Source organism: Anaeromyxobacter sp. SG66 (genome assembly GCF_022690805.1).
GTDB classification, from domain to species: Bacteria; Myxococcota; Myxococcia; order Myxococcales; family Anaeromyxobacteraceae; genus Anaeromyxobacter; species Anaeromyxobacter soli.
On sequence record NZ_JALCZC010000022.1, the window covers coordinates 44,495 to 58,523 of the forward strand.

A 14,029-nucleotide genomic window follows, 5' to 3' on the forward strand; every position below is an offset into this window, starting at 1 on the left:
CCGGAGCCGTCTGCGCACGATCGCCGCCCGCCCCCACGGGACGCCTCGGCGGCAAGCCGGGGACTGGCGCGCGCCGTCGCCTGCGGCTTCGCGACCGCGGCCCCCGAGGCTCTCCGCAGGCCGCGCGGTCACGTCACGGCACGACGATGCCGTTGCGGATGGCGTAATGGACGAGGTCCACGATCGAGCTCGCGCCGAGCTTCCGCATGACGTTCGCCCGGTGGGTCTCGACCGTCTTCGCGCTGATGGAGAGCTGCTCGCCGACCTCGCGGTTCGACTCGCCCTGCGCGAGCAGCCGGAGCACCTCGCGCTCGCGCTGCGTGAGGGAGGTGACGCGGCCTCCGCGCGACACGGCGGCGTTCCGGCCCGCCTCCGCGGCCGGAACGGCGGCCGGGCGCTCCGCCCCGCGCGCCGTGAGGTACGGGGTGTGGCGGGACAGCGCGTCGATGGCGTCCACGAGGTGACGGGCGGCGTCCTCCTTGAGGACGTAGCCGCGGGCGCCGGCGCTGAGCGCCTGATCGAGCAGCTGATCCGAGTCGTGCACCGTGAGGAGGACGATCTCGGTGCCGGGCACCGTCGAGCGGATCTCGCGCGTCGCCTCGAGCCCGTTCAGGTCGGGCATGGTGACGTCGAGCACCACGACGTCCGGGCGGAGCTCCTGAGCGAGCCGGACGGCGTCCCGTCCGTTCGAGGCCTCGCCGCACACCGTCCAGCCGGGGTGCGACTCGACGAGGGCACGCACGCCCCGCCGCACCACCTCGTGATCATCCGCGACGATCGCTCTCATCGGGGACCTCCCTGACGGCGACTTCTCCCGACGTCCGGCACTGTCTGTAATGTCGGTGGAAGGCCCCTACCACTCCCGTGACGACGTGACGCGTCCGCGCAGGACGCGTATGCGAGCGAGGGCTCCCCTCCCGCGCCCCGCCCGGAACGACCGCCGGCCCCGGATGGCCCGGGCGCGGCAGCGAGGCACGGCTCACCTCACTCGGTCGTCTCGCAGCTCGCCCAGCCGCAGTGACCGCACGTCATGCAGCCGCCGGCCCGGGTGAGGGCGGACGCGCACTGCGGACACTCCTCGCCGTTCCGCGTGGCGCCGCTCGTGAGCACCTGCTGCTCGCGCGAGCCGTCGCGGTAGACGGTGATCCCCTTGCAGCCGAGCTCGAACGCGAGCGCATACGCGCGCGCCACGTCGCCGACGACGGCGTCGCGGGGCAGGTTGATGGTCTTCGAGACGCCGTTGTCGGTGCGGCGCTGGAAGGCCGCCTGCATCCGGACGTGCGCCTCGGGCGAGACGTCGTAGGCGGTGGCGAAGAGCCGCGCGACCGCGTCCGGCACGCCCACGATCCCGCGCGCGCGTCCCGCCGCGCGCACCGAGGAGATCGCCGCGCCGGCGCCGGCCTCGTGGAGGGCCCGCGCGACGAGGGGGTGCTCCTCGCGGAGCTCGGAGTCGTCGAGCGCCCGGCGGACGTAGGCGAGCGCGAAGAGCGGCTCGATGCCGGAGGAGCAGCCCGCGATGAGCGCGAGCGTGCCGGTCGGCGCGATCGTCGTGACGGTCGCGTTCCGGCGCGGCGGGCGGCCGTCCCGCGCGAGCGCGCTCGAGGGGAAGCCAGGGAACGGGCCGCGCTCGCGCGCGAGCTCCTCGCTCGCGGCGTGGGCCTCGCGCTGCACGAAGCCCATGACCTCGTCGGCGAGCGCGAGCGCCTCGGGCGCGTCGTAGGGCGTCCCGAGGCGGACGAGCAGATCCGCCCAGCCCATCACGCCGAGCCCGACCTTCCGGTTGCGGTGCGAGATCTCCGCGATCTGCGGCAGCGGCCAGACGTTCACGTCGAGCACGTCGTCGAGGAAGCGCACGCCGTCCCGCACGCACGCGGCGAGCGCGTCCCAGTCCACGCGGCCGCCCCGCTCGAAGCGGCCGAGGTTCACGGAGCCGAGCGTGCACGCCTCGAAGGGCAGCAGCGGCTGCTCGCCGCACGGGTTCACCGCCTCGAAGTGTCCCAGGTCGGGGGTCGGGTTCGCCGCCTCGACGCGGTCGAGGAAGAGGAGGCCCGGCTCGCCCGACGCCCACGCCGCCTCCGCGATCCTGTCGAGCAGCGCCCGCGCGTCGATCGTCCGCACCACCGCCCCGCTCCTCGGATGGCGGAGCGGCCACGGCTCGCCGCGCGACGCGGCGTGGAACAGCGTGTCGGGCGCGGCGACGGAGAGGTTGAAGTTCTCGAGGCCGTGGCCGCGCTTCGCGTCCACGAACTCGACGACGTCCGGATGCGCGGCGGAGAGGACCGCCATGTTCGCCCCGCGCCGCACGCCGCCCTGCTTGATGATCTCGGTCGCGGCGTCGTAGACGCGCATGAACGAGACCGGACCGCTCGCGACGCCGTGCGTGGTCTTCACCACGTCGCCGCGCGGCCGCAGCCGCGAGAACGCGAAGCCGGTGCCTCCGCCGGACTGGTGGATGAGGGCCGCCCACTTGAGCGCGTCGAAGATCGCTGCGAGGTCGTCCTCCACGGGCAGCACGAAGCAGGCGGCGAGCTGGCCGTGCGTCCGGCCCGCGTTCATCAGGGTCGGCGAGTTGGGCAGGAACTCGAGCCCCGTCATGCGTGCCTCGAACCGCTCGGCGGCTCGATCGCGCTCGCCGGGCGGCTCCGCCGCGGCGACCGCCCGGGCGACGCGCCGGAACAGGGCCTCCGGCGTCTCGACCACGGCGCCGTGCTCGTCGCGCAGGAGGTAGCGGCGTTCCAGGACGTGAAGGGCGTTGTCGCTCAGCCGCGCCATGGCCTGAAGCGTAACGGTGAGCGACCGCCTGCGCCGCCCCGAGGAGCGCCCGCCGGCGCGCCCGGTGCGTCGGCGGGAGAAGCTTATGCGCGCGCGCCCTTGCCCCGCAGAGGGCCCACCCTCAGCTTTGGCCCATCCTCAGGAGGACAGGGAGTCGCACATGCCGGACCGGGACAAGGGACAGCGCCGCGCGAGCGGCAACATGACGGTACGCGAGGCAGGCCGCCTCGGAGGCGAGGCGCGCAAGGAGCAGCTCGGCTCGAAGGGCTACTCGGAGCTGGGTCACAAGGGCGGGCAGCGCGTCCGCGAGCTCATCGAGGAAGGGAAGAACGCCGAGCGGAAGTAGACGGGTGCGAGCGCGCGGCCCCGCTCTCCGGCCGCGCCGACCCGATCGGCCTCGCGGCACCTCGAGCGCCGACGGAGCCTCGCTTGTGCGCGGGGCGGGGCTCTGCGAAGAATGGTGCATGCGACGCGCTCCCCTCCTCGTCCCCGCCCTCCTCGCCCTCGCGGCCTGCGCGCCGCACGCGGCCATCCCCGACACCGAGCGAACCCGCGTCCACCAGGAGCTCGACGGGCAGCAGCGCTACCTGCGCGTCGCCGCCTACGTCGCGCCGTTCTGGGGCGACCGGTCCAAGATGCTGCTCACCGATCAGTCGCCGGCCGAGCTCGACATGATCGAGACGACCGGCGGCACGCCGATCGCCCCGCCCACGCCCGAGCGGATCCTCCCGCCCGGGACGGCGGTCCGGCTGCGCGAGGTGGAGTTCCCGACCGGCTGGCTCATCGCGCGCCGCGTGGTGATGACGCCGCGATACAGCCCGTGGGTCTACGTCGAGGCGGCCGGCGAGTCGCGGCCGCTCGTCGTGGTCCTCCCGCAGACCGCCGCGAGCTACGCCGACGTCCGCGCCGAGGTCGAGCAGATCCTCTCCGTCGAGGATCCCTCCTCGTTCTTCCGGGGCCTCCCCCCGGACCAGCGCGCCGCGATCCTCAAGAAGGAGCCCGCCGAGGGCATGAGCCCGCGCGCGCTGGAGATGGCGTGGGGCCTCCCGGAGCGGAAGCGCATCGACCGGCCCGCGGGGACGGAAGAGTGGTCGTGGGCGGGCGGCAAGCGCCGCGCGTTCTTGCAGGACGATCGACTGGTCCGCTGGGAGCGCTAGCGTACGGCGCACGATCCCGGCCTGCGCCGGGCGGACTCGTCGCTCCGCTGCTCGGCGTACGGAGGCAGTACGGATCCGGCCTGCGGTGGGGCTCTCTACCGGCGCCCGCCGCGGTCGCGATGGCCGCCGCGGTTCCCGCCGCCTTCGCGGCGCCCGCCGTGACCTCCGCCATGACCGCCCCGGTGGCCATGCCCGCCGCGGTCGTCGCGCCGCTCGCGACGGTCGCCCGCTGACGCGGGCTGCGGCGTGACGCCCATCGCGACGCAGAAGACCGTCCCGGCCTTGAGCTGCGCCACGAGGTCGGCCTCGCTCGTCACCGGGTCACGGAACAGCGTCGCGGCCTTCCCGATCTCGTCGAGCGAGGCGTGCGCGCCGGACGCGCCGGTGCACGGCAGGGTCATGTGGTCCGCGGCCTCGACCGCGAGGTCGTTCGCCGCGGCCGTGACGCGCGCGTTCAAGCCCTCGATCGCGGCGAGCCCCTCGAGCGTGAAGATGAAGTCCCCGCTCGGCCGGTCGATCGTCTTGTCGTAGGGGTGCGCCGCCACCGCCACGCCGCCGAGCGCCCGCACCTTCGCGAGCACGTCGCGCACCGGCCACGGGGTCGCGGACCCGAACGCCTGCGGCGGCGCCGGGACCTTCGACGGATCGGGGAAGAAGCAGAGGTAGTGGCCGCGATCCGTCGAGACCTCGACGCCCACGAGCGCGAGCAGGCCCTCGTCCCGGCCCGCGGCGCGGATCTCGTCGAGGCCGTCGAGCGTGTTCAGGTCCGTGAACGCCACCCCGTCGAGCCCGGCCTCCTTCGCGCGGCGGAGCGCATCGCGCGGCGCGAGCGTGCCGCCGCGGGAGTGATGGCTGTGGACGTGGAGATCGATGAGCATGGCGCCCCCGGCCTCTGCTGGGCCGTCGCGTGCTTAGCACGGGGCGCGGGAGCTTGAGAAGGATCAGGCGAGGGCGACCGCCTGCTCGTGGCGGTGCTCGCGACGGTCCTCGGCCGCGCGGATGAGATAGCCCATCAACATGAGGCTCGAGGTGTTCTCGAGGACCTTCTCGGGATCACGGGAGATGAGGCTCGCGCTGTAGGACAGGAAGAACTGGGCGAGGTCCTCCCCCGCCTCACGCACGATGAGTGCGTTCAGCTCCGAGGGATCCATCGTCCGGATCCGGTTGATGAACTCGACCGCGAAGCCCTTCTTCGGCCGCATGACCCCTCCGCTCGGCCTGAACCTAGGGACGCCGAAACCGCCGAGCAAAAGCCGCGGCGGGGGCGCGGACCCCAAAAACCGCGAGGAGACATCGAGTGTTATCGGCGTCGCAGGTTTGACAGTGCAAAATGCGTCGGCAATACTTTTTCGGGTCGGTCGCGCCGCAAAGGGGCGAGGCGTCAGAGACAGGGGAGAGCGCGATGCAGCAGTTCACCGGGGTGAAGGTCTTCTCCGCGACCAAGGCCAAGGAACGCGAGGAGCTCGGCGAGACCGTCACGCGCTGGATGCGCTCGAACGCCGACCTCGAGGTCGTGGACCGCGTGGTCACGCAGTCGAGCGACGACGAGTTCCACTGTCTGTCGATCGTCCTGTTCTTCCGGCAGAAGACGGCCTAGCCGGCCGCTTCCCGGGATCGCCCGGACGTGCTCCCGCGCCGCGCTCCGCTCGACTAGCGCTCGTCCCCTCCGGTCTCACCCTCGCTGCTGCCCGGACCGAGCTCGCGCGGAGGGACCTTTCGGGCCTTCTCTCCGCCCCCCGAGACCCCCTCCCCGCTCACCGCACCCTTCAGGCTGCGCAGCGCCTTGCCGAGCCCCTCCCCGAGCGCGGGCAAGCGGCTCGCGCCGAAGAAGAGCACCACGATGAAGAGGACGACGAGAAGCTCTCCCATGCCCATTCGGACCTCCGAGATCGACCCGCCCCCGGGCCCCACGGGCGCACGCCGCACGGGGTCGGACGGGGTCCATACACCCGGCCAGGGGAGCGGCGCCACCCCCCGCACCGCGCCCCGGCGGTCGTTCCGTGGTAGGGAGCGCGCATGAAGCTCAAGCAGAAGCCGGAGGACTTCCAGGTCTCCGAGTCGTGGCGCTTCGACGAGGACCCGAAGGGCTCGCACTACGTCTACCTGATGGACAAGCAGAAGCTCTCCACGTTCGACGCGGTCGAGCGCATCTGCAAGCAGTTCAAGATCCCCCGCGCGGCCGTGAGCTTCTGCGGCCTCAAGGACAAGCAGGGGCGCACCACCCAGCTCATCGCGATCCACCGCCGCGAGATCGAGCTGCAGGATCCCGATCTCCGCCTGAAGCCGCTCGGGCGGTCCCGCGAGGCGATCTCCGCGGAGAACACGACCTCGAACCGCTTCGCCGTGACCGTCCGCGATCTCTCCGAGGACGACGTCGCCCGCCTCACGGCCTCCATCGCGGAGGTCCGCCGCCTGGGGGTCGTGAACTACTTCGACTCGCAGCGGTTCGGCGCGCTGAAGCACGGCCAGGGCTTCATCGTGAAGGACCTCATGCGCGGTGACTTCGAGCTCGCGCTCCGGAACGTCCTCGCGCACCCGAGCGAGCTCGACGCCTCCGACGACGCGCGGGTGAAGGGGTTCTGGAAGGAGCACTGGGGCGAGTGGGATCGCAGGAACCCCTACCCCGGCGCCGAGCGCTACGAGGCGGTCGTGCGGTGGTTGCGCAAGAACCCCAGCGACTACCGGGGCGCGCTCCTGCGGACCGAGCCGCGCTGGCGCGCGCTCCAGGTGTTCGCCTACCAGAGCTGGCTGTGGAACGAGGGCGTGAAGCAGTACCTGAAGGACGTCGTCGGGATTCAGCGCCTCGTGTCCATCCGCTACCAGGCGGGCTCGCTCCTGTTCCCGCGCGAGCTCGACGCCGCGCAGGCGCGGCTGCTGCACGAGCGGAGCTTCCCGCTCCTCGGCCCGGGGACGAAGTTCTCGGATCCGGCCGTGGAGAGCGCCGCGCTCTCGGTGCTCCGCCGCGAGGGCCAGACGCTCGCGGATCTCGCCGTGCCCGGCACGCCCGAGATCCACTTCGACCCCGAGGAGCGCCCGATCCTGGTGTTCCCCGGCCGGCTCGCCGTCGGCGAGGCGAAGCGGGACGAGCTGAACCGCGGTCGCCTGCGGGTGAACGTGGCGTTCACGCTGCCGCCGGGCGCCTACGCGACGCTCGTCGTGAAGCGGCTCTTCCACTGGACCCTCGCGCCGAAGCGCCCGGGTGAGCCGCGCGTCGCGCGGACCGCGGCGGCCGGCGCCGCGCCGCCTCCGTCCGCCAGCTCCTCGCCTCGCGCTGCGCCCCCGCGCGCCGGTGCCCCCGCCGCCGCGCCGGCCGCGCCGCGCGCCGAGAAGCAGGGGTTCCTCGCCCGCCGCCGCGCCGAGAAGGAGGCGCGCAAGGAGCGCCGGGCGGCCGCGAAGAAGGGGCGCTGAGGCCGGCGGCGTCGTCCTCGGATTTCCTGAGGGCGGCGCCCGCTCGTGATCCCTCAGCAGGGCCTCGGATCCGCCCACTCCCAGACCAGCAGCCCCTCGTTCGCGCGGTCCTGCAGGACCTCCGCGACCCGGGCCACGTCCACCTCGGGCGGCACGTCGACGGCGACCAGCTTCGGGCGCAGCGCCTCGTGCGTGCAACCGTGCTCGAGGAGCCGCTCGAGGAACGTCTGCACGCCCTCGTCGGACAGCTCCGCGCCCGGATCGAGCGCGAGCCGCAGCGTGCGGTGGCCGCACTTCTCGACGACGTCGTCGAGCCGGGGCGCGTCCTCGTCGACCGCGCCGCCGCCCTCGCCCTCGGTGGCCGCGAGGACCACGTCGTCCCGCGAGATGCCGTAGGCGAAGAACGGGCAGCTCTCCACCCGGTACCGCCCCGCGCCGAGCGGCTCCGCCCACAGCCAGTCGTCGGGAGGACCGGCCTCGCCGTCCGACCGCTCGAGCGGCACCCGGATGCGGATGAGGGTCTCCCCGATGTCCAGCTCAGTCGTCATGCGCAGACCCTCGCCTCGAAGATCTACCCGGGGCCGAGCCTCGCCGCGACCGCCTCCGCGAGGTCCGCTCCGGTGTACCGCTCGGGCTCCGCGCCCGGCGTGAGGCCGTGCTCGCGCAGGGCCTCAGCAGTGGTAGGGCCGATGGCGGCGAGGAGCACGCCGCGAAGGAGCGGCGCCCGCTCGCCGAGGGCGCTCGCGACCGCCCGGACGGCGGACGGAGAGGCGAACGCGACGGCATCGACCTCTCCGCGCGCGAGCCAGTCGCCGAGCGGGGCGATCGCCTCCGCCGGCGCGGGCACGGTCCGGTACGCCTCGACGGCGGTGAGCTCCGCGCCCGCCGCGAGGAGCCCCGCGATGGTCTCCGGCCGCCCCTCCGCCGGCCGCGGGAAGAGCACGCGCCGCCCGCGCACGTGCGGCTCGAGCGCCCGCGCGAGCGCGTCGCCCTTCGCCTCGCCGGGGACGAGGTCGGGCTCCCGCACCGCGCGGGCGAGCCGCTCGGCGGTCGCGGGCCCCACCGCTGCGAGCCGCAGCCGCGCGAGCGCCGCCGTCTCCACGCCCAGCGCGGAGAGCCGCGCCACGGTGCGATCGACCGCGGTCGCGCTCGTGAAGACCGCCCAGTCGAACCGGCCGAGCCCGCGCAGCGCCGCGTCGAGCGGCCCCGGATCGCCGGGGTCCGCGAACGCGATGGACGGGACCTCGCGCACCTGCGCCCCGAGGGCGCGCAGGCGCACGGAGAGCGCGTCCTCGCCGCCCTTCCCGCGGGTGACCACGACGGTGCGACGGTCGAGGCGGGCCGCCACGGAAGCCGCCTAGCGCTTCGGCGCCGCGAGGCCCGGAATCTTGCCCTCGCACTCGCGGAGGATCGCGTCCGCGCCCTTCGAGAGGAGCTCCTCGGCGAGCGCGACGCCGAGCGCGCGCGCCTCGGCCGCCGGGCCGCTCCGCTCGCCGCGGATGACCTGTGTGCCGTCGAGCGACGCGACGAGCGCGCGCATCGCGACGCGCCCGCCCTGGACGGTGGCGTGGCCGGCGATGGGCACCTGGCAGCCGCCCTCGATGCGGGCGAGGAACCCGCGCTCCGCCTCGACGCGGGTGCGCGTCTCGGCGTGGTCGAGCGCGGCGAGCCGCGTCATCGTCGGCCCGTCCGACGCGCGCGCCTCGAGCGCGAGCGCGCCCTGGGCGACGGCGGGGAGCATCTCCTCGGGGGGGAAGACGTAGGTGGCGTGCTCGGCGAGGCCCAGCCGGCGCAGCCCGGCGTACGCGAGGACGACCGCGTCGAGCCCCTCGCTCGCCTTGCGGAGGCGGGTCTCGACGTTGCCGCGGACCACCTCGATGTGGAGGTCGGGGCGGAGCGCCTTGAGCTGGGCGCCGCGACGGAGGCTGGAGGTGCCGACCTTGGCGCCCCTGGGGAGCCCGGCGAGCGTCTTGTAGCGCGGCGAGCAGAGCGCGTCGCGCGGGTCCTCTCGCTCCGGCACCGCGCCGATGGCGAGGCCCGGCGCCAGCACGGCGGGCAAATCCTTCATCGAGTGGACGGCGATCTCGGCGTCCCCGTTCAGGAGCGCGTCCTCGATCTCCTTCACGAAGAGGCCCTTGCCACCGACCTCGGCGAGCGGGACCTCGAGGATCCGGTCGCCCTTCGTGACGAGCTCGTGGAGGCGGACCTCGAGGCCGGGCTCCTTCGCCCGGAGGAGGTCAGAGACGTGGTGGGCCTGCCACTTGGCGAGGGGGCTGCGGCGGGTCGCGATGCGGATCATCTCGGGTAGCTCTCCTAGCTGCGCTCCGACGAGGCCGCGGCGCGGCCCTCGACGGGGTCCGCCGGCGCGCTCTCCGGGCGCGCCGGCTCGTTCTCGATGCCGAACAGCTCCGCGGCGGCGCCCGGGAGGTCGCCGTCGCCCGTCGACGCCGCCGCCTTGAGGCGCGCCGTCGGACCGTGCAGGAGCTTGTTCACGATGGCCTGCGCCATCGCCTCCACGCTCTTCTTGCCCTTCTCGTCCAGCTTCGGGCCGAGGTGCGAGAGCGTCCGCTCCGCCTCCGCCCGCGCGATCTGCTCCGCGTGCCGCCGGAGCTGCGCGAGGACCGGCAGCGCCGCGCGGGCGTCCCGCTCCCTCGCGAAGGCCATCACCTCCGCCTCGACGATCGCCTCGGCGCGGAGCGCCTCGCCGCGGCGGGCCTCCTGCGTGGCCTGGACGACCTTCTCCATGTCGTCCACGTCGTAGGCGAACACCTCGCCGAGGTCGGCGCAGGCCGGATCGACGTTGCGCGGCACGGCCAGATCGATGAGGCACATCGAGCGGCTGCGGCGCGCCTTCATCGCCTGGTGCACCATCTCGCGGGTGACGACGTAGGTCGGCGCGCCGGTCGAGACGATCACCACGTCCGCCTCGACGAGGAGGCGCTGCAGCTCGTCCCACGCGCGGAAGCTCCCCCCGACCTGCTGGGCGAGCGCCATGCCGCGCTCGGGCGAGCGGTTCGTCACGAGGATGCGATCCGCGCCGAGCACCGCGAGCGCCTTCGCGGAGAGCGCGCCCATCTTGCCCGCGCCGACGAGCAGGATGGTCCTGCCCTTCAGATCCCCGAAGATCTTCTCCACGAGCTCGACCGCGACCTGCGACATGCTCGTCGCGCCGCGGCCGATGTCGGTCTCGCTCCGGACGCGCTTGGCCGTCGCGAAGGCGCGGTTGCAGAGGCGCGACATGTACGGGCCGGCCGACTGCGCGGCGCTCGCGAGCCCGTATGCCTCCTTCACCTGTCCGAGGATCTGCTGCTCGCCGACCACCATCGAGTCGAGGCTCGCCGCGACGCGGAAGAGGTGGCGGATCGCCTCCACGCCGATCTTTGCGTAGAGGTGGCCGTCCGCCTCCGCCGTGCGCGAGGTGAAGAAGCCGCGCGCCGGCTCGATGCCGTCGGCGTGGACGTAGACCTCCACGCGGTTGCAGGTGGAGACGACGACCGCCTCGGCGACGCCGTCCGACCCCTTGAGCGCGCAGAGCGCCGCCTTGAGGAGATCGCCGGTCAGGGCGACCCGCTCGCGCACCTCGATGGGCGCGCTCTTGTGCGAGAGGCCGACGAGGTAGATCTCACGCCCGCTCACTGCGAGATCTCCGAGACCCGCGCGCCGTAGTCGCCGGCGTGGCGGGTCACCCCGGGGACGATCTTCAGCGACACCATCGACGAGAGCAGGATGACGAACCCGACGAGGGTCATGAGCGCGTACCGCCGCCCGTGCCAGCCGCTGTGGCGGAGCTGGACCATCGCGCCGTAGAGGATCCAGATCCCGAGCGAGACCACCTGCTGCGGATCCCAGGACCAGGCGCTGTTCCACACCGCCGTGGCGGTGATGGTGCCGGCCACGAGCGCGACCGTGTAGACGACGAAGCCGGCGCGGACGAGCCGCTGGATCATCTGATCGAGGGCGTCCAGCGAGGGCAGGCGCGAGAACAGCGCGCCGAAGCGCTTGCCCTTCACCTCGCGCTCCTGCAGCAGGTACATGATCGCGACCCCGAACGCGATCGCGAAGAGCGCCACGCCTCCCACCGCGGAGAGGATGTGCAGGGTGACGCTCGGGTACCGCACCGTCTCGGGCGCGACGCCGGGGTGGCCGGGCGTCCCGAAGAGCGTGGGCAGGAGCACGACGAGCGCGAGCGGCGTCACGAAGGCGCCGATGGTGGGGAGCTTGTAGTAGCGCTGCAGGAACAGGTACGCGCCGGTGAGGAGCCAGACGAGCAGGACGAGGCCGCCGCGCAGCCCGAAGAACTCCGCCCCGCCGTACTCGCTGCAGCCGACGCCGATGGCGACGGCGTGCACGAGGAACGCCGAGGCCAGGACCCAGAAGCCGGCGGTGGCCGCGGCCCGGTGGCGCGGCCGCGAGAAGAACACGATGTAGGCGCCCGCGGCGACGGCGTACAGCGCGGCGGCGATGCGGAGGATGACGATGCTCATGCGGCCTGCCTTCTCCTACCCAAGGAAACGGGTGAGCCCCCCCGCTCCCTTCCACGGATCGTCCACGCCGATGCCTGCGCCTCGTGACGCGCGGACGGATATCCGAGCGCGCCTCCGCCCGCCTGCCCTCCAGGCCGCGGCATCGCGCCGCAGCGGGGATGGCCCGCGGTCCGCTTCGCAGGGGCGCCGGCGCGGCGGTCCGGGGAGACCCGGCGAACGAGGTGGAGCCCAGCCATGGACGGGTAGGATACCTCGGCGCGATCGCGGACGTAGCGCGCTTCTCGCGGGCGGCGACCGGTCGGGTCGGAAGCTATCACGGCGCGCGAGGCGCTTGCCAGGATCCAGGACAGCCGCTAATTAGTGCGCCCCAGGCGACCGGAGCGTTAAGGAGAACGCATGGCATCGAACGATCTCGTCATCCTGCAGGACTCCACCTTCGAGCAGGAGGTCCTGAAGAGCGACGTTCCCGTCCTCGTCGACTTCTGGGCCGTGTGGTGTGGACCCTGCAAGGCGATCGCCCCCACGGTCGAGGAGCTGGCGAAGCAGTACAAGGGCAAGGTGAAGGTCGCCAAGATGGACGTCGACGAGCACCAGAACGTGCCGCAGCAGTACGGCATCCGCTCGATCCCGACGCTCCTCGTCTTCAAGGGCGGCCGCGTGGTGGACACCATCGTCGGCGCCGTGCCGAAGGCGAAGCTCGAGGAGAGCCTGAAGAAGGCCATCAGCTGACGCGCGCTCCGGATCCGATCCGGACACGACGCCCGCGGCCCCCCGAGGACCGCGGGCGTTCTCGTCTCCGGTGGCGCGGGTCCCCAGCGGCTCCGTAGCCGCGACGAGGACGCGGAGACCGATCAATTCACAAACCGCCTCATGCCGACGTTCGCGAGCAGCCCGATGCCGGTGTAGATGGCGATGACGGACGAGCCGCCGTAGCTCATGAGCGGCAGCGTCACGCCCACCACCGGCAAGAGCCCGATCACCATCCCGATGTTGATCGCGACGTGCCAGAAGATCATCCCCGTGAGCCCCGCCGCGAGGAAGTGGCCGAAGCGGTCGCGCGCGTTCCCGCAGATGTCGATCGCGCTCGCCACGAGCACGAAGTAGAGCGCGAGCAGGAGCAGGCAGCCCAGGAACCCGTGCTCCTCCGCCCACACCGAGAAGATGAAGTCGGTGTGCTGCTCGGGGAGGAACGACAGGTACGTCTGCGTGCCCTGCCCCCAGCCCTTGCCGAGCGCCTGCCCCGAGCCGACCGCGATGATCGACTGCGTCGCGTGGTAGCCCGCCCCGAGCACGTCGGACTCGGGGTTGAGGAAGGTCTCGACCCGCTTCTTCTGGTACGGCTTCAGGTGCGGGTAGAGGAGCCCGGCGCCCACGATCGCCACGCCGGCGAGCAGGGCCAGGGTCTTCCACCGCACGCGCGCGAAGAGGATCTGCGTGAACCCGACCGCCATCACGATGAGCGCGGTGCCGAGGTCGGGCTGCTTCAGCACGAGCCCCGCCGGCACCATGATGATGAGGAACGGCACCACGAGCGTGGCGAGCCCGTAGCCGTTCTTCCGCTTGTCGGCGTCCGCGTGGAAGTAGCTCGCGAGCGCGAGCGCGACGGAGAGCTTCGCGAGCTCCGACGGCTGGAAGTTCACGGGCCCGATGGTGAGCCACCGCCGCGCGCCCATGACGTAGCGGCCCTTCACGTACACGAGCAGGAGCAGCACGATCACCACCGCGTAGAAGATCCACGCGAGCCGGTGGAACGTGCGCTGGTCGAAGACCGTCAGGGACAGCGCGATCACGATCCCGAGCCCCATCCACGCCGCCTGGGAGATCCAGACCGGCGCGTGAGCGCTGCGGGACGCCGAGGCGAGGTTCCAGACGCCGATCGCCGAGATGGCGAGCGTCACGAACGCGACGTGCCAGGGGAAGTGCGCGAACAGCCTGCGGTGCGGGGTCGCCGCGAGCGACACGTCAGGCGCCACCGGGGGTTCCTCCCTGTCTCTCCCCGCCCGGCGACGCCGCCGGCGAGGTGCTCGGGATCGCCTCCGGACGCGGGGCGGGCGCGGCCGGCGCCGCCGGTTGCGGCCTCGGGGAGGCGGGCGCGGCCGTGGCCTCGACGGGGGCCGGGGTGCGCGCCGCCGGCGTCGCGGCGGGGAGCGGACCCGTCTCGGCTGCGGGCGACCGCGGCGCGGGGAGCTTCGCCGCCGCGGGGGCGGC

16 protein-coding genes are annotated in these 14,029 nt (G+C 73.2%); 5 read left to right on the forward strand and 11 right to left on the reverse strand.

Translation table 11 applies throughout. The annotated features are described in order from the left end of the window. Positions 1–133 precede the first annotated feature (133 nt). Positions 134–787, reverse strand: a complete 654-nt coding sequence (locus MNZ39_RS09030; RefSeq protein WP_242337561.1) for a response regulator transcription factor — start codon at positions 785–787, stop codon at positions 134–136. A 197-nt stretch (positions 788–984) separates the two neighbouring features. Beyond that, positions 985–2,772, reverse strand: a complete 1,788-nt coding sequence (locus MNZ39_RS09035) for an adenosylcobalamin-dependent ribonucleoside-diphosphate reductase (protein WP_242337562.1) — start codon at positions 2,770–2,772, stop codon at positions 985–987. 160 nt (positions 2,773–2,932) lie between these two features. Here MNZ39_RS09035 and MNZ39_RS09040 point away from each other — a divergent pair, with 160 nt between their 5' ends. Both MNZ39_RS09040 and MNZ39_RS09045 read left to right on the forward strand, forming a co-directional pair. Continuing rightward, entirely contained in the window at positions 2,933–3,118 is a 186-nt protein-coding gene (locus MNZ39_RS09040; protein ID WP_011985696.1) for a hypothetical protein, read from the forward strand. Positions 3,119–3,236: 118 nt separating this feature from the next. Then, positions 3,237–3,929: a hypothetical protein gene (locus MNZ39_RS09045; RefSeq protein WP_242337564.1), complete on the forward strand. Its 693-nt coding sequence runs from the start codon at positions 3,237–3,239 to the stop codon at positions 3,927–3,929. A gap of 95 nt (positions 3,930–4,024) precedes the next feature. Here the strand turns inward: MNZ39_RS09045 and MNZ39_RS09050 are convergent, their stop codons facing one another. Both MNZ39_RS09050 and MNZ39_RS09055 read right to left on the reverse strand, forming a co-directional pair. Further along, positions 4,025–4,807, reverse strand: coding sequence for a PHP domain-containing protein (locus MNZ39_RS09050; RefSeq protein ID WP_242337566.1), 783 nt, complete (start codon positions 4,805–4,807; stop codon positions 4,025–4,027). 63 nt (positions 4,808–4,870) lie between these two features. After that, positions 4,871–5,131, reverse strand: coding sequence for a hypothetical protein (locus tag MNZ39_RS09055; RefSeq protein WP_242337568.1), 261 nt, complete (start codon positions 5,129–5,131; stop codon positions 4,871–4,873). A gap of 200 nt (positions 5,132–5,331) precedes the next feature. On the opposite strand from MNZ39_RS09055, the gene MNZ39_RS09060 reads away from it, so the two are divergent. Next, on the forward strand, positions 5,332–5,526 hold the full coding sequence (locus MNZ39_RS09060) for a hypothetical protein (protein ID WP_242337570.1): 195 nt from the start codon (positions 5,332–5,334) through the stop codon (positions 5,524–5,526). 53 nt (positions 5,527–5,579) lie between these two features. Here MNZ39_RS09060 and MNZ39_RS24905 read toward each other — a convergent pair whose 3' ends face one another. Next, the gene (locus tag MNZ39_RS24905) at positions 5,580–5,804 is read right to left on the reverse strand and encodes a twin-arginine translocase TatA/TatE family subunit (RefSeq protein ID WP_308197070.1); all 225 of its coding nucleotides are present in this window, start codon (positions 5,802–5,804) and stop codon (positions 5,580–5,582) included. 141 nt (positions 5,805–5,945) lie between these two features. Here MNZ39_RS24905 and truD point away from each other — a divergent pair, with 141 nt between their 5' ends. Next, on the forward strand, positions 5,946–7,337 hold the full coding sequence (gene truD, locus MNZ39_RS09070) for a tRNA pseudouridine(13) synthase TruD (RefSeq protein ID WP_242337572.1): 1,392 nt from the start codon (positions 5,946–5,948) through the stop codon (positions 7,335–7,337). 53 nt (positions 7,338–7,390) lie between these two features. On the opposite strand, the gene MNZ39_RS09075 is transcribed toward truD, so the two are convergent. From MNZ39_RS09075 to MNZ39_RS09095, 5 genes are read right to left on the reverse strand one after another with little or no spacing between them, the layout of a single operon-like run. Further along, positions 7,391–7,885, reverse strand: a complete 495-nt coding sequence (locus MNZ39_RS09075) for a DUF4265 domain-containing protein (RefSeq protein ID WP_242337574.1) — start codon at positions 7,883–7,885, stop codon at positions 7,391–7,393. A 23-nt stretch (positions 7,886–7,908) separates the two neighbouring features. Beyond that, positions 7,909–8,685 (reverse strand): uroporphyrinogen-III synthase, encoded by a 777-nt coding sequence (locus tag MNZ39_RS09080; protein WP_242337576.1) that lies wholly within the window; start codon positions 8,683–8,685, stop codon positions 7,909–7,911. 9 nt (positions 8,686–8,694) lie between these two features. Further along, the gene (gene hemC / locus MNZ39_RS09085) at positions 8,695–9,636 is read right to left on the reverse strand and encodes a hydroxymethylbilane synthase (protein ID WP_242337578.1); all 942 of its coding nucleotides are present in this window, start codon (positions 9,634–9,636) and stop codon (positions 8,695–8,697) included. Positions 9,637–9,650: 14 nt separating this feature from the next. Continuing rightward, a complete protein-coding gene (hemA, locus tag MNZ39_RS09090; protein WP_242337580.1) occupies positions 9,651–10,973 on the reverse strand; it encodes a glutamyl-tRNA reductase in 1,323 nt (440 codons plus the stop codon). Beyond that, positions 10,970–11,821 (reverse strand): inner membrane protein YpjD, encoded by an 852-nt coding sequence (locus MNZ39_RS09095; RefSeq protein WP_242337582.1) that lies wholly within the window; start codon positions 11,819–11,821, stop codon positions 10,970–10,972. The genes hemA and MNZ39_RS09095 overlap by 4 nt, the downstream gene beginning before the upstream one ends. A 396-nt stretch (positions 11,822–12,217) precedes the next feature. On the opposite strand from MNZ39_RS09095, the gene trxA reads away from it, so the two are divergent. Beyond that, complete coding sequence (trxA, locus tag MNZ39_RS09100) at positions 12,218–12,550, forward strand: thioredoxin (protein WP_242337584.1); 333 nt, start codon at positions 12,218–12,220, stop codon at positions 12,548–12,550. 122 nt (positions 12,551–12,672) lie between these two features. On the opposite strand, the gene rodA is transcribed toward trxA, so the two are convergent. Beyond that, a complete protein-coding gene (gene rodA, locus MNZ39_RS09105) occupies positions 12,673–13,794 on the reverse strand; it encodes a rod shape-determining protein RodA (protein WP_242337586.1) in 1,122 nt (373 codons plus the stop codon). Positions 13,795–14,029: the final 235 nt, after the last annotated feature.

Bases quoted from the DNA above. Each gene is read 5' to 3' on its own strand.
- MNZ39_RS09030 (WP_242337561.1), bottom strand. From the start codon at position 787: ATGAGAGCGATCGTCGCGGATGATCACGAGGTGGTGCGGCGGGGCGTG.
- MNZ39_RS09035 (WP_242337562.1), bottom strand. From the start codon at position 2,772: ATGGCGCGGCTGAGCGACAACGCCCTTCACGTCCTGGAACGCCGCTAC.
- MNZ39_RS09040 (WP_011985696.1), top strand. From the start codon at position 2,933: ATGCCGGACCGGGACAAGGGACAGCGCCGCGCGAGCGGCAACATGACG.
- MNZ39_RS09045 (WP_242337564.1), top strand. From the start codon at position 3,237: ATGCGACGCGCTCCCCTCCTCGTCCCCGCCCTCCTCGCCCTCGCGGCC.
- MNZ39_RS09050 (WP_242337566.1), bottom strand. From the start codon at position 4,807: ATGCTCATCGATCTCCACGTCCACAGCCATCACTCCCGCGGCGGCACG.
- MNZ39_RS09055 (WP_242337568.1), bottom strand. From the start codon at position 5,131: ATGCGGCCGAAGAAGGGCTTCGCGGTCGAGTTCATCAACCGGATCCGG.
- MNZ39_RS09060 (WP_242337570.1), top strand. From the start codon at position 5,332: ATGCAGCAGTTCACCGGGGTGAAGGTCTTCTCCGCGACCAAGGCCAAG.
- MNZ39_RS24905 (WP_308197070.1), bottom strand. From the start codon at position 5,804: ATGGGCATGGGAGAGCTTCTCGTCGTCCTCTTCATCGTGGTGCTCTTC.
- truD (WP_242337572.1), top strand. From the start codon at position 5,946: ATGAAGCTCAAGCAGAAGCCGGAGGACTTCCAGGTCTCCGAGTCGTGG.
- MNZ39_RS09075 (WP_242337574.1), bottom strand. From the start codon at position 7,885: ATGACGACTGAGCTGGACATCGGGGAGACCCTCATCCGCATCCGGGTG.
- hemC (WP_242337578.1), bottom strand. From the start codon at position 9,636: ATGATCCGCATCGCGACCCGCCGCAGCCCCCTCGCCAAGTGGCAGGCC.
- MNZ39_RS09095 (WP_242337582.1), bottom strand. From the start codon at position 11,821: ATGAGCATCGTCATCCTCCGCATCGCCGCCGCGCTGTACGCCGTCGCC.
- trxA (WP_242337584.1), top strand. From the start codon at position 12,218: ATGGCATCGAACGATCTCGTCATCCTGCAGGACTCCACCTTCGAGCAG.